The organism is Alteromonas sp. AWJ4_199, assembly GCF_056159165.1.
Genome location: NZ_JBSWUR010000001.1, coordinates 1,707,260 through 1,721,261, shown reverse-complemented (window position 1 = coordinate 1,721,261; position 14,002 = coordinate 1,707,260). Strand labels below are relative to the sequence as shown.

Genomic DNA, 14,002 nt, shown 5'->3' with positions numbered 1-14,002 from the left:
TGGTATTATTTGTAAACCAATGCTGCTGTGTGTAGTAATCAATAAATAGACGTGCACAGACAAAAGCGAGAAAGGAGTCTTTATGTCACAAGGCGATATTGTAGGTTTACTGGTAATGGCAACGGTAGCAGGCTTAGCCATGCCCGCGGGCGCTATTTTAGCGACTTACCAGGGTATCCAACCTAAGTGGCTGGAAAAAGAGTTACGCCACGGCATTTTAGCACTTGGGGCAGGGGCCCTAATATCAGCAGTAGGCTTAGTACTTGTGCCCGAAGGGATAAAAGATGTATCGGTATTTGCTGCCATATCGTGTTTTATTGGTGGCGCCTTAGCTTTTATGGCCCTTGATATTTATTTAGCGAAAAAGAAAACCGCAGGCAGCCAGTTAGCCGCTATGCTGAGTGACTTTGTGCCAGAGTCTATCGCCCTAGGTACCACGGCAGCTTTAGGCGGTGGCACCATGCTACTAGGCCTATTGATTGCGGTACAAAACCTACCAGAAGGGTTTAACGCCTACAGAGAAATGTTGCCCAAAAACAAACAGCGTAGCAATAAACTCATTGTTATCTTTGTTCTGATGGCGTTACTCGGGCCGTTATTCAGTTTGCTAGGCTTTTACTATTTAGCCCAGTTCCCAGTGATTATGAGCGGGATTATGCTGTTTGCTGCAGGTGGTATTCTTTATTCAGTGTTCCAAGATATAGCACCGCAAATTCGTATGGAAAACCATTGGTTGCCACCCCTTGGTGGTATTCTTGGCTTCTTAGTAGGCCTGATCGGCTTTATGCTTGAAGGGTAGCTTATAAAAATGCGCTTAGCCTAAACGTTTGTTTTCATGATGAATCAGCGCAGAGAAAGTTCTTTATTGAATTGGCTTGTCAGAGCTTTGAAAACATTTTGTGTATCGACAAGTTTGAAGCCTACGTTTTAAGTGCTATCCAGGTTTTACCCACAAAAAAGGCGTGTTGTTTACAACACGCCTTTTCATAACATCAGTCGGTAACTAGCTCGTACGCTCAATTGAAATATGTGCCAGCGCAATAAGCGCTTCTTTATATTCAGAGTCTTCTATAGCGTTAAGGCTATCAATGGCCATTTGCACTTCTTTTTGTGCACATTCACGTGTGTAGTCCAAAGCGCCGGTTTCTTCCATAATGCCTTGAATACGCGTGAGGTGTGGTAGGCCGTTACTTTGCTCAATGGCTTCTTGAATAAGCGCTTTATCGTCATCATTCTTTGCGTGCCACATAGCGTACAGTAATGGCAGCGTAGGCTTACCTTCAGCTAAGTCGTCGCCAGCATTCTTGCCCATTTCTTCGCTGTCAGCCATGTAATCTAGTATATCGTCAGCTAGCTGAAAGGCTGTGCCTAAGTGCTTGCCGTATTCTTGCATGGCGTGTTCAATGTGTTCATTTTGGTCGGTCAGCACAGCCGCTAATTGTGTAGCAGCTTCAAACAAGCGCGCTGTTTTGCCGTAGATCACGTCAAAATAGCGGGCTTCTGTCGTGCTGGCATCGTTACAATTCATCAACTGTAACACTTCGCCTTCTGCAATTTGGTTTGTGGCTTCCGACAGTATTTCCATAACGCGCATGCGTTTTAGGCTTACCATCATTTGGAAAGAGCGAGTATAAAGAAAGTCGCCTACCAATACCGATGCCTGATTACCAAAGATAGCATTTGCAGTCTCACGCCCTCTGCGCATGGTCGACTCGTCAACCACGTCGTCGTGTAGCAGGGTAGCGGTATGAATAAACTCTACAATTGCAGCAAGCGTGTGGTGATCATTATTATTAATACCCATTGCCCGCGCACTTAACACGGTAAGAAGTGGGCGTAAGCGTTTGCCGCCACTGTTTACTATGTAAAAACCAAGCTGATTAATAAGGGCAACATCAGAGTCGACTTGTTGTTGAATCAGCTGGTTTACCGCTTGCATATCATCATTAGACAGGGCGCGGATTGAATCTATATCCATAGGCATGGCAATAAATACTTACTCTTATCGTCTTGGGCAATTATTGGTGGCGATTGTACCTTAATCATCAGTACTATCCACCAAATTGTCTTAAAAAATGACAGCTTAACGTATTTACGTGTAATTCCTTAAATACGGTTAAACCGAAAGTGAAATTAGTCGAAATGTAATCCACCATCGAAATTCCGTTTTCTGCAGTGTATTTGTTCAAGCGTTTTGTTTCCAAATCGGGCGAATCCATTCAATTACCTCTGATTATAGATGCTCTTGTCAATTTTTCATGTCAAAGCGCTATTTTTTGATGTTTAAGCAAGAAAGTTGAGCGGTACTGCTAGGTTGATTTTGGTGCATAAGAAAAAGATGAAAATGGGCGACGGAGATCGAGATTTCACATTAACAATAAATCGCCCAAATGTTGAAGCGATCCATACTTGAGATTTGATCATCGCTTGTACAAACAACCCCAGCACTATACTCAGAGGGAATGTAATTACAACTAAGTCAGAATTTAAAAGTTTGATCGTAGTAGTACGTTGTCGATCTGTTAGCGATCTGGCTAACGGATCTCATACGATTGAGATCGCGTTTTTCATCAAACTTAACCTGTATTACGGCTACTTTTATCTTCCCACACTGATAGTTTTTTGCTGATTTAACGAAAAAAATTGTGATTTTTTAACGGTTTTTGGGCATTTGAAGCTGCATCAAATACGCAATTGGGGCATAATTCGCCCCATGTTGGAAAAATAATCTATTTTTCTGCGAATCGGGGTTGTGATTTACGGATGTTTCACGTACAATTCGCGCCCTGTTTTTTGAATTGAAGCGTCAGTGGACGCAGAGCGGAGTTAACTATGTACGCGGTTTTCCAAAGTGGCGGTAAACAACACCGTGTGGCCGAAGGCCAAACCGTTCGTCTTGAAAAAATCGAAGTAGCCCCAGGCGAAACGGTTGAATTTGACAAAGTTTTAATGGTAAGCAACGGTGACGACGTAAAAATCGGCACACCAATCGTTGCTGGTGGTAAGGTGACTGCTGAGGTTGTTACACACGGTCGTGGCGATAAAGTAAAAATCGTTAAGTTCCGTCGTCGTAAGCACTCTCGTAAGCAAGCGGGTCACCGTCAGTGGTTCACAGAAGTGAAAATCACTGGTATCAACGCATAATAGGAGCACGAACACATGGCACACAAAAAAGCTGGTGGTAGTACCAAAAACGGTCGTGATTCAGAAAGTAAACGCCTAGGTGTTAAGCGCTTTGGTGGTGAATCTGTTCTTGCTGGTAACATCATTGTTCGTCAACGTGGTACTCGTTTCCACGCTGGTGACAACATGGGTATCGGTAAAGACCACACGTTGTTTGCACTAAAAGACGGTAAAGTTCAGTTCGACGTTAAAGGACCGAAGAACCGTAAATTTGTAAGCATCGTAGCTGAGTAAGCGCGAAAGCTTCTCGCCGAACAGGCTTAGAAAAACCCCGCGCTTGCGGGGTTTTTTGTTTTGTGAAACCTTTCTTTCTTTTTCTGTTCTTATTTTACAGCGTTTAAATTCTAGAACGAATTAACGCTAGGCAAGGTTTTACTTCTCGTTTTTTAGAATGCTGAGTAGACTCAAAAGCGCCGACGCGCAATTTGGTGTAAACTTAGTATTCGCATTAAAAAAGTTAATAACCCACGGCATTACAGCCCGGAGTGATAAATGAAATTTGTAGATGAAGCTGAAATTCGCGTTGAAGCCGGTGACGGCGGCAACGGTACCATTGGCTTTAGAAGGGAAAAATACGTACCTAAAGGTGGCCCAGACGGTGGCGACGGTGGTGACGGCGGCAGCGTATTCTTACAAGCCGATGAAAACCTAAATACATTGATCGATTATCGCTTCGAGCGCTTTCACCGTGCTGAGCGCGGCCAAAATGGGCAAGGCGGCAACTGTATCGGTAAGAAAGGCAAAGACCTCACCGTAATGGTGCCAGTGGGTACACGTGCTACTGATAGCGATACGGGCGAAGTTTTGGGTGACTTAACTCGTCATGGCCAAAAGCTTAAAGTGGCACAAGGTGGTTTTCACGGTTTAGGCAATGCTCGTTTTAAAAGCAGCACAAACCGTGCCCCACGCCAAAAGACCAATGGTACACCAGGTGAAATTCGCAACCTTAAGCTAGAGCTTATGCTTCTAGCCGATGTGGGTTTACTTGGAATGCCTAACGCAGGTAAATCAACCTTTATACGCTCTGTATCGGCAGCTAAGCCTAAAGTGGCTGATTATCCGTTTACAACGCTAGTGCCTAACTTGGGTGTAGTTCGTCAAGACTCACAGCGCAGCTTTGTTGTTGCTGATATCCCCGGTTTGATTGAAGGTGCTGCGGATGGTGCTGGATTAGGCATACGCTTCTTAAAGCACTTAGAGCGTTGTCGTATCTTGCTTCACGTTGTAGATATTTTCCCTGTTGATGAAACCGATCCTGCCGAACATGCAAAAGCGATCATTGAAGAGCTTGAAAAATACAGCCCTAAATTGGCAGAAAAGCCCCGTTGGTTGGTATTTAATAAAGTCGATTTGCTACTTGAAGAAGAAGCGGAAGAGCGCTGTCAGCATGTTATTGACGCATTAGAGTGGGAAGGCCCAGTTTATCAAATATCTGCGTTCCAAAAGATGAACCTAGATCCTTTGTGTAACGACATTATGGACTTCATCGAAACCCTTCCTGCGGAAATAGAAGAGGAAGAAGAGAAGAAAGAAGTGGAATTTAAGTGGGACACTTACCACAAGAATACACTTGAAGCCCATGATGAATTCGAAGACGGCTTAGGTGACGATCTCGATGATGACGACTGGGACGAAGACGATTACGACGTGGAAGTTGAGTATCGTCGTTGAGAAACAATCGCTGAGAAACAGTCGTTTGATAGCAATCGCTTAAGGCAGCTGTTAGAAATCAGATTTAAGCAACAACCGATAAGAAAAGACCGAAGGCAATTAGCATCGTGTTTGTATCGGTACTAGTTTGACGCAAATAAACCGTTGTCAAAAATAGAAAGCTCGCATATTTGTTATAGCAAAGTGCGAGCTTTTTTCATGCAGCGCAAATCATTTTTATACGGTAAAGCGCATTGGTATGGTGTTGTTGGCAACACTATTCGACGCTTTTATTACCGCATGAGCTCTGTCTACTATGGCGTTTCTATGATGAGGAAGTGTTAAGTGGAAATAGATCTCTTCAAGTAAGCTGGTTAAGTTCATAATTTTGGCAGTCATCGCGCTATTTTCGCCGCCGTCAACTTCAAGCAAAATAACGGCGATATCAAATGCGCATCCAAGATAAGGGATTGCTTCACTTAGCTGATCACTCTGCATCAGCATAGTGCCTTGCATTTCATCCCGTGCCATTGCGTGAAGCGCTTGCTCTGGATTGCTATAAACCCAGTCAGCATGTTTAGGGCATAAGTAATTTATTAGCATTGTAGCCACCTCCTAACTCTACATTAGAGTATCTTTTTTGTTATTGCAAATGATAATGGTTTTTATTTGAGGTGTTGTGACATGGACGCTTTTTCCTTTCGAAGTTGATATACTTCATTGTATAAAAGAGAACTCAGCGTGAAGGTTTAACAATGAAAATAGCGATGATTGCTGCTATGGCAAAAAACAGAATTATTGGTGCAGACAATGATATGCCGTGGCATTTACCCGCTGACTTGAAGCATTTTAAAGCTATCACTTTGGGCAAGGCTGTCATAATGGGTCGCAAAACCTACGAATCAATCGGTAGGGCGCTTCCGGGTAGGCCGAATATTGTGATCACGAGTAATGAAGATTACAGCTTATCTGACGCTACTGTGGTTGACTCGCCAGAATCGGCATTCGAGGTCGCAAAGGTATTAAGTAATAAAAGTGGCGAGAATGACGAGGTAATGATTATTGGTGGCGGCACTATCTATCAATCTTTTTTAGATAAAGCGGATACCCTGTACCTTACGCATATTGAACTTTCAGTAGAGGGAGATACCCAGTTCCCGGATTATGAAGCAGCAGCAAGCTGGACGGAAGTATCGCGGGAAGCGCACAGCGCCGATGAAAAGAATGCGCATGATTATACTTTTGTAACGCTCGAGAGAAACTAATATCGTCAGAACGAGAAGAAGCTTGTTAGGTTACTTTGAATTTAAAATAAAAATGCCAGTGTTGAAGCGCTTGTTTAAGAGCGTAACAACACTGGCATTCAAGTTTTACTCTACAATGTGAGTAGTAGCTACTTCATTTGGTCGAACAAGTTCTCTAATGAGAGGCCTTGATGACCCAGCATATCGCGAAGGCGGCGAAGTGCTTCCACTTGAATTTGACGTACACGCTCACGTGTTAAGCCAATTTCTGCACCCACATCTTCAAGGGTTGAAGGCTCATATCCCATAAGACCAAAACGGCGAGCGAGTACCTCGCGCTGCTTAGGGTTAAGCTCTTCAAGCCAAGTTACAATATTACTTTTGATGTCAGAATCTTGTAAGCTCTCTTCAGGGCTAAACTCTTTCTCATCAGCGATAATATCTAGCAGTGCTTTGTCATTTTCTCCGCCAATAGGTGTATCGACAGAGGTAATACGTTCATTCAACCGAAGCATCTTTGTTACATCTTCCACTGGCTTATCAAGGGCCGCCGCAATTTCTTCTGCAGTTGGCTCATGGTCAAGCTTTTGTGAAAGTTCACGAGAAGCACGTAAATAAACGTTTAGTTCTTTGACTACGTGAATTGGCAAACGAATAGTACGCGTTTGATTCATAATCGCGCGTTCGATAGTTTGGCGAATCCACCAGGTTGCATACGTTGAAAAGCGGAATCCGCGTTCAGGATCAAACTTTTCTACGGCACGGATTAGACCCAAGTTACCTTCTTCAATTAAGTCGAGAAGTGCTAATCCACGGTTGTTATAACGGCGAGCAATCTTTACAACAAGGCGAAGGTTGCTAACAATCATACGTTTGCGAGAGGCTTCGCAGCCTTTCAGTGAGCGGCGCGCAAAATAAACTTCTTCTTCTGCGGTTAGCAGTGGTGAAAAACCAATCTCGCCTAGATAAAGCTGTGTGGCATCTAGGTTTTTAGGTTGGTCATCCTGACTGAAAATGGCATCGTCATTTTCTAGTTCAGCGTCGTTTGTTAAGGTTTCGTCAGCTTTCATATCAGCTGGCATATCGATGACATCTAAGTCATCTTGCGGTTTTGATTCCAAGGCTTTATTTGACTTACCCATCATGAATCTCCTGCTACAAGGTTTACCTTATGACGTTTCTCCTTTGTCTTTTTTTATTGTTATTTATTTTTATTATTTTAATACTGGCAGGTATTTCATCGGGTCTAATGATTTCCCTCTATACCTAACTTCAAAGTGAAGTTTTACCGAATTTGTTCCGCTATCACCCATGGTTGCAATTTGCTGCCCCGCTGACACCCATTCTCGTTCTTTAACTAAAATAGTGTCGTTGTAGGCGTAAGCACTTAAGAAAGTATCGGTGTGTTTAATAATAACTAACTTACCGTAACCTCTTAAGGCACTCCCTGAGTAAACAACTTTTCCATCTGCTGCTGCGACGACTTTACTGCCTTTGGCACCAGCAATATCAATTCCTTTATTGCCTGACTCTGACTTACTGAAGGTACCAACTAACTTACCTTCTGCAGGCCAAACCCACTTTTGTACTTTGCTTGGGAAGCTCGTTGGCGTTTGTTTTTTGACGCTTTGTGACGGCTTCTTGACAGTCGTAACTTTTTGTGGCTTAACAACTTTTTCACTTTTACGATACGCTGGTGGCGATGGGCGGTCAACCAAACTTTTGTCTACATTAGAGGTGGTCGGAGTTGTTGACCGTTTGGTCTTTACCTTAGGTTTTACGGGGGCTACAGCTACATTTGAGGGTGGTGTAACCTTTAAAATTTGACCAGGGAAAATGGTGTAAGGGGCTGATAATTGGTTGTATTTTGCTAAATCGCGATAGTCGTTTCCGGTGTACCAAGCTACTGCGTAAAGTGTATCGCCTCGTTGTACTTTATAGGTGTTTTTTGTGTATTCCTCGGTTCCATCTGAAACTTGGCTATTTAATAAAACAACAGGAGCTGGCGCAGTTCTTCCTGCACAACCCCCGATAAGTACACAAAAATATAACAAAAAACCTATATGAAAAAGAGGCTTATGCATATCACCGCAATAGTAAATAAGCGAGAACGGCAAGAATAACGACTGCCCATCCAAGCACTTCTACATACTGTCTTAGCTTTTGCTCCATTGCGGCTCCTCCCCAGCGCATAAGAGCTGCAACTAAGAAAAATCGCGCGCCGCGCCCAATGGCGGATGCAAGCACAAAGGGAAGAAAAGCCATCTGTAAAAAACCGGCACTAACGGTGAAGATCTTATAAGGAATGGGTGAGAAACCCGCTAAGAAGACTACCCATACACCATAATCTTTAAACCACTGCATTGCAGTTTCAATTTTATGGGTATACCCCCAGCTTTCTATAAGCGGAGCTAGCCAAGCATCAAACGCGAAGTAACCAAGCCAGTAGCCAGCAATACCACCCAAAATAGAGGCAATGGTAGTAATTAGAGCAAACTGCCACGCCTTATTAGGCTGCGACAAGGCCATTGGTGCTAGCATCACGTCAGGGGGAATGGGGAAGAAAACTGACTCTGAGAAGCTTAACCCGCCCAAATATTTGGTTGCGTGACGATGTCTCGCCCAGCGTAACACCATGTCATAACACGGCTCAAAAAGCTTCACATTAGCTCTCCTGCTACAAGGGGAACAAATCGAACCGATTCAATGGTCGATGTTTTTAGTTCACCTTCAATCCTATCTATACACAGCAACGCTTGTTGCTCGTTACCCACCGGAATAATCAACCGTCCGCCTTCTTTAAGTTGATCGCACAAATCCTTTGGAAGACTTGCAGCTGCGGCGGTGACAATAATGGCGTCATATGGGCCTTTTGATGCCCAGCCTTTCCAACCATCGCCGTGTTTCATTGCAATATTGTGAAGGTCGAGCTGATTCATTCGGCGCTTGGCTTGGAATTGCAATGATTTTATACGCTCTACGCTGAAGACTTTGGCGAATAGCTGCGCAAGAATAGCAGTCTGATAACCCGATCCCGTACCGATTTCTAGTACTTTCTCGGGTTTATTAGGGCTACCTAGCAATAGCTCTGTCATTTTCGCAACTATGTAAGGCTGCGAAATTGTTTGGCCCTGACCTATCGGTAGTGCCGTATTTTGATAGGCCTTATGTTTCAGCGCGTCGGGTAAAAAGCTTTCCCGCGGCGTACCAGCAATGGCGTTCAATACTGCTTGTGAACGTATTCCCTCGTTATAAAGCAGTTGTGCTAACGCGTCTCCTTTTCTAGAAGCTCTCATGATGTTGCGTACTTCCTTTATTTTTATTCACAGCTACGCGAGGTTAAATCTGTTGCGCGCCACACTTTTCTATCAATACTGTTAAACCCGGTTAATGGGGGATAAGGTCTCTACGCACTCTCTAAGGACTGAGGTTGCAAAGCAGCCACTTGGAAGCGCAAACGAGATTGTAAATGTATCACCCTTACTCTGCCATTCAAGCTGTGAAGGCCAAATTTTTATCGCTCGGCGCTCTTGTTCGAAGCCGCATTGACTTAAAAAGTCGATAACTTCGATATTTTGTGTTGCTACTGACTGCTCCAATGCTAGCGCGTCAGCTTGCGTAACAAGTGCTCCCTTACCCCAAAGTGGCGCTGAAGGGCACACGTCTTTTGCAGCAAAGCGACGTTGTGCATCTTGTTGCTGTTCTGAGCCTTGAGCACCTTCATTAATGAAAAAGCTATTAGACCCCGAAAGCACCAGTGCATCGCCTTGGTTTACTTTATCAAATGTGCCTTTTTCAAGGCGCGTAGAAAGCATTTCATTGAACAGCCAGCTGCGCAGTGCTGAAAGTGCCATAGAGCGTTTGTTACGATGCCTAATGGTTTCACCATTTACCATGCGTTCGGCCATTACCAGATTTCCGCCACGCTGTACTTCACCCATATCATTTAAGCGCATTACACCAAAGCGTTGCTCGCCGTAGTAATTAGGTACCCCATGCTCTGCAATTTCTTGCAAACGCTCTTCAATAGCTTCTGGGTGCAATACCTGACGCAAGGTAATAGTAAAGTGATTGCCTTTAAGCTGACCGGTACGCAGCTTTTTGTTGTGGCGCATTTGTTTGAGTACTTTAACGCCTTCCAGCTCGAAATTGCTAAAATCGAAATCTGGTTTGCCTGGGGCGTGTATGCCAAACCACTGTTGTGTTACTGCGTATTTATCTTTACGACCAGCATAAGTAATTTGGCGTAGTGGCAAGTTAACGAAGCGCGCAAGTTGTTCCGCTACAAATGCGGTATTTGTGTTGGTTTTTTCAATAAACACAAACTGGTGCTCACCTTCACCGCAGGGCGTGTAGCCTAAATCTTCAACAACTTGAAAGTCGTCGGCTTGGAATTTAAATATGCCAGTAGATACAGGCTTTGTGAAATAGTACTGCCAGTGATCAGTGTTTAAGGGCTTCATAGTTTTTCCAATAGCACGACAGCGTGAGAGGCAATGCCTTCTTTGCGGCCGGTGTAACCGAGTTTTTCTGTCGTCGTAGCTTTTACATTAATGTCGTCAAGCACGACGTTACAGTCTTGCGCGATGATCTCGCGCATAGCTTTAATATGTGGGGCCATTTTCGGCGCCTGCGCCACTATCGTCATATCGGCATTGCTTAACGTGTAGCCTTTTTCTTTCACTACATTCACAACGTGGCGCAACAGTACGCGACTGTCGGCACCTTCGTAGGCATCGTCTGTATCGGGGAAATGCTTGCCGATATCACCAAGTGCTGCCGCACCTAGCATTGCATCGCAAAGCGCATGAAGCAATACGTCGCCATCAGAATGTGCCACTAGGCCTTGTTCGTAGTCGATGCGCACGCCACCTATTGTGATGGGACCTTCGCCGCCAAATTTGTGTACATCGAAACCGTGTCCTATTCGCATTATAAGTTTGCCTTTTGATCTTGTGCGCAATGGCTTTTTAGGTTGTCGCCTTGCGCGCTAAATTTTTGCTTAAGATAGAATTCTGCCAAAGGAAGGTCGGCTGGGTGAGTTATTTTTATATTTGCTGGGCTTCCATTAACCATAGCTACCTTGTAGCCAGCAAGTTCCATAGCCGACGCCTCGTCAGTAATCGCTGCGCCTTTTGCTAAACCGTCCTGAAGGGCCTGCTTTAAAAGTGTTGCGGGAAAGAGCTGTGGCGTTAGTGCGTGCCATAGGCCGTCTCTGTCCTCGGTGTGAGAAATGATACTGGTATCGGTATTGGTATCAAGCGCAACTCGCTTCATGGTATCTCTAACAGGCGTTGCCAGAATACCGCCGGCAACCGACTTATTGTCTATTAAGGCGATAAGCGCCGAAATATCACTCTTTTCAATACAGGGGCGAGCTGCATCGTGCACCAAAGCCCAGTCATGCTCTCCTAAAGACATGATACCGTTGAGTACGCTGTCTGCCCGTTCTTTGCCACCGTCTACCACGTGAATTGGTTTATCCCGCAGTCCATAGGTATCGAAGTATGCATCGCCTGGGCTGATGGCCACCACAACCTCGTCAACTAATGGATGGGTTAACAAGGCGTCTATGGTATGTTCAAGAATGGTTTTACCGTTTAAGGTAAGGTACTGTTTGGGACGGTCGGCTTTCATTCGGCTGCCAACTCCGGCTGCGGGGATAACCGCAACAACGCGGGGCGATGTCATTTTATTCACTTAGCATCTGCGGGCAAAATACGGTAAAAGGTTTCTCCCTTTTTAATCAAACCGAGTTCATTTCGCGCTCTTTCTTCAATAGCTTCTAAACCAATTTTTAAATCGCTGATATCAGCTTTAAGTAACGCATTGCGTTGAGCAAGGTTCGCGTTTTGAAGGGCTTGCGTATGAACTTCTTGTTTTCGGTTGAAGTAATCGGGAATGCTATTTTTTCCAAACCATAGCCTGTATTGCAATAGACCAAGAAGTACTATTAATACGATGGGAAGCCATTTACCTTGTAACACAGATTCACCTGACAGTATGGTTAAGCGGAAAAAAGCAGAGACACTGTGCCTCTGCTGTGTTGTATTATGCCGCGAAGAAGCGCCGAGTCAAAGGTGCATTATTCGCCCTGACCAAATTTACCCTTCAATTTGTCAAACAGTTTGCTTTTTTGCTGTTCAACAACGTTGTTAAGCTGAGCTTGAAGTAGTTCCTGAAGGGCTGCACTGTCGCCTTGGGCTGCGCTAAGCATACTGTTTACGTCAACAAGCTCGCCAGATAGAAGTGACTGCTCGCTACTTATCATGCTATTGAGCTTAGTATTTAGCTCGTCTAGTTTATCTTTCTGACTAGCAGTAAGCTGCGACAGCGCCGCCTTAGCTAACTTATTATCAAGGTCAGACTTAATGTTAAAGCCAGGGTCTGAAAGGGTGCCATCAAGCAACATGGTCATGTTCAAGCTGGTTAGTGTTTGCAATGCCTGAGCGATAGCACTGGTAATATCGCTAGTACCCGTTGCTTCCATGACAAGTTGCTGTAGATCGACTTCGCCGGTACCGGTAAGCATATTGTCAGTCACCTTCATCGACCCGTTAGTCTTCATTAGCGCAGATTTGAGCACGGCATTAAGCGTTTCATTGCCACTAAACGAAATGTCAGACATATTTACGCCGGCTAGCTCCCATACTTGGCTAGCATCAACACCTTCACCATCAATCCAAAACTCACCGCTAGAGGTAAACGACTTTAATAAATCGCCAGCCGCTTCAATAGTAAAGGTGGTTGGGTTACCAAATACTTCGTGAACGTTAGTGATATTGTTCCACTTGCTCGTGATAGATTCGTTTTGCCATAGTACAGAGACATTAGCCTCTTTTACTAAAATTGAGGGCACTTCAGCAGGTGCTTCGCTTTTTTCTTCACCCTGAATAAGCGGCATAACAATTTGCATTGCGGCCATTAAATACTCAGTGTATTCCGCCGCTTTGTCACCAAACACAAAATATGTCACTTGAGAAAGGGCGGCTTGATCGCCTGCAATCACCCCTTTTAGTAAAGCGTAATCTTCTTGTGGTGCTTTTTTTAGTGCCTCAACACTTTCACTTAAAGCTTGTTTTGCATCGCTAGCCTTTTCAGTGAAGTTGCTGATAAGCGCGCGGTCTGCCTGCATCTCTTCTTTCAGTTTATCGAATGCTGACTTGGCTTGAACCAACGCTTGAGGGTCTTTGTAATCCGTTTCTTTTAGCTGAGCGACCTGTGTTTTGTAGTACTCAATGCGTGATTTATCAGGCAAAGATTCATAGTCGTCTTTCAGACCTTTGCCATAGGTTTCGTAAGCAGCCTTTGCATTTTCGACGGCTGCTGTGGTTTTCAGCGGGTTGCGTGCAAGAAGCTCATCAACCGTAGGTACGGCCTCTTTGGCTTTTGCTTTAATTTCGTCAAACGACAGGGAGCGTTCTGGGACGCGATACACTTCACCTTCAGACTCACGCTCAGTATCAAACTGTACTTTAAGTAGGTTTAGATTATTAACAATAACCTGATCATCAAGCAGTGGCTTTAACTCTACGTCCGCATTCGCTTCACCCACAAAAACTTGGTTGTGAGATGGCTTGGTTGGGTTGGTTAGCGCGATGCCTTTTAAGGTGACGGTAGTGGGCAAAAGAGAGTGATCGAACTCATCAATGTTGACTTCTGCGCCGTATGATTCCCCTAATTTTGACTCAAGAATAGATTTTATAATGGTGTTGGCGAACAAAAAGTACACCAAGAATAACAACACAAAAAAACCGGCAACCCATAGTAAAATAGGCTTCCCCTTAGAACCACTACTCATATTCAACTCCTTGATTTGATACGCGTCTAACGTTACAAGCGCTTAAGCCATTGCCTAAATGCTTTGGTAAAGCCGATCACATAAAAGAAATCGGCACTCGGCCACTTTATGTGCTTCTGAGTGT

At 44.4% G+C, this 14,002-nt stretch carries 16 protein-coding genes; 5 read left to right on the top strand and 11 right to left on the bottom strand.

What is annotated here, in order from left to right; all coding sequences use genetic code 11:
• Positions 1-82: 82 nt before the first annotated feature.
• Positions 83-799 (top strand): ZIP family metal transporter, encoded by a 717-nt coding sequence (locus tag ACXAER_RS07445; protein ID WP_474827997.1) that lies wholly within the window; start codon positions 83-85, stop codon positions 797-799.
• A 204-nt stretch (positions 800-1,003) separates the two neighbouring features.
• Here ACXAER_RS07445 and ispB read toward each other — a convergent pair whose 3' ends face one another.
• Positions 1,004-1,978, bottom strand: a complete 975-nt coding sequence (ispB, locus tag ACXAER_RS07440; RefSeq protein ID WP_039222260.1) for an octaprenyl diphosphate synthase — start codon at positions 1,976-1,978, stop codon at positions 1,004-1,006.
• An 854-nt stretch (positions 1,979-2,832) separates the two neighbouring features.
• Between ispB and rplU the strand changes: the two genes are divergently transcribed.
• The 3 genes from rplU to cgtA all read left to right on the top strand — a co-directional run bounded on the left by rplU (position 2,833) and on the right by cgtA (position 4,854).
• A complete protein-coding gene (gene rplU, locus ACXAER_RS07435; protein ID WP_012517169.1) occupies positions 2,833-3,144 on the top strand; it encodes a 50S ribosomal protein L21 in 312 nt (103 codons plus the stop codon).
• Positions 3,145-3,159: 15 nt separating this feature from the next.
• Complete coding sequence (rpmA, locus tag ACXAER_RS07430; protein ID WP_012517170.1) at positions 3,160-3,417, top strand: 50S ribosomal protein L27; 258 nt, start codon at positions 3,160-3,162, stop codon at positions 3,415-3,417.
• A gap of 258 nt (positions 3,418-3,675) precedes the next feature.
• Entirely contained in the window at positions 3,676-4,854 is a 1,179-nt protein-coding gene (gene cgtA, locus ACXAER_RS07425; protein WP_474827994.1) for an Obg family GTPase CgtA, read from the top strand.
• Positions 4,855-5,070: 216 nt separating this feature from the next.
• Here cgtA and ACXAER_RS07420 read toward each other — a convergent pair whose 3' ends face one another.
• Positions 5,071-5,436, bottom strand: a complete 366-nt coding sequence (locus ACXAER_RS07420; RefSeq protein WP_474827992.1) for a hypothetical protein — start codon at positions 5,434-5,436, stop codon at positions 5,071-5,073.
• Positions 5,437-5,600: 164 nt separating this feature from the next.
• On the opposite strand from ACXAER_RS07420, the gene folA reads away from it, so the two are divergent.
• Positions 5,601-6,098 (top strand): type 3 dihydrofolate reductase, encoded by a 498-nt coding sequence (gene folA / locus ACXAER_RS07415; RefSeq protein WP_474830532.1) that lies wholly within the window; start codon positions 5,601-5,603, stop codon positions 6,096-6,098.
• Between the two features lie 128 nt (positions 6,099-6,226).
• Here folA and rpoS read toward each other — a convergent pair whose 3' ends face one another.
• The 9 genes from rpoS to ACXAER_RS07370 form a co-directional block, all read right to left on the bottom strand.
• Entirely contained in the window at positions 6,227-7,219 is a 993-nt protein-coding gene (gene rpoS / locus ACXAER_RS07410) for an RNA polymerase sigma factor RpoS (RefSeq protein ID WP_118490355.1), read from the bottom strand.
• Positions 7,220-7,291: 72 nt separating this feature from the next.
• A complete protein-coding gene (locus tag ACXAER_RS07405) occupies positions 7,292-8,161 on the bottom strand; it encodes a peptidoglycan DD-metalloendopeptidase family protein (RefSeq protein ID WP_474827990.1) in 870 nt (289 codons plus the stop codon).
• Between the two features lies 1 nt (position 8,162).
• Complete coding sequence (locus ACXAER_RS07400; RefSeq protein WP_474827988.1) at positions 8,163-8,741, bottom strand: YqaA family protein; 579 nt, start codon at positions 8,739-8,741, stop codon at positions 8,163-8,165.
• On the bottom strand, positions 8,738-9,373 hold the full coding sequence (locus tag ACXAER_RS07395; RefSeq protein ID WP_474827986.1) for a protein-L-isoaspartate(D-aspartate) O-methyltransferase: 636 nt from the start codon (positions 9,371-9,373) through the stop codon (positions 8,738-8,740). Before ACXAER_RS07395 ends, ACXAER_RS07400 begins: the two co-directional genes overlap by 4 nt.
• An 81-nt stretch (positions 9,374-9,454) precedes the next feature.
• On the bottom strand, positions 9,455-10,540 hold the full coding sequence (gene truD, locus ACXAER_RS07390; RefSeq protein WP_474827984.1) for a tRNA pseudouridine(13) synthase TruD: 1,086 nt from the start codon (positions 10,538-10,540) through the stop codon (positions 9,455-9,457).
• Entirely contained in the window at positions 10,537-11,010 is a 474-nt protein-coding gene (gene ispF / locus ACXAER_RS07385) for a 2-C-methyl-D-erythritol 2,4-cyclodiphosphate synthase (protein WP_474827982.1), read from the bottom strand. Before ispF ends, truD begins: the two co-directional genes overlap by 4 nt.
• Positions 11,010-11,768, bottom strand: coding sequence for a 2-C-methyl-D-erythritol 4-phosphate cytidylyltransferase (gene ispD, locus ACXAER_RS07380; protein ID WP_474827980.1), 759 nt, complete (start codon positions 11,766-11,768; stop codon positions 11,010-11,012). Before ispD ends, ispF begins: the two co-directional genes overlap by 1 nt.
• Positions 11,769-11,773: 5 nt before the next feature.
• Complete coding sequence (gene ftsB / locus ACXAER_RS07375) at positions 11,774-12,064, bottom strand: cell division protein FtsB (protein WP_179982290.1); 291 nt, start codon at positions 12,062-12,064, stop codon at positions 11,774-11,776.
• Positions 12,065-12,162: 98 nt separating this feature from the next.
• Positions 12,163-13,878 (bottom strand): TIGR03545 family protein, encoded by a 1,716-nt coding sequence (locus ACXAER_RS07370; RefSeq protein ID WP_474827977.1) that lies wholly within the window; start codon positions 13,876-13,878, stop codon positions 12,163-12,165.
• Positions 13,879-14,002 lie beyond the last annotated feature (124 nt).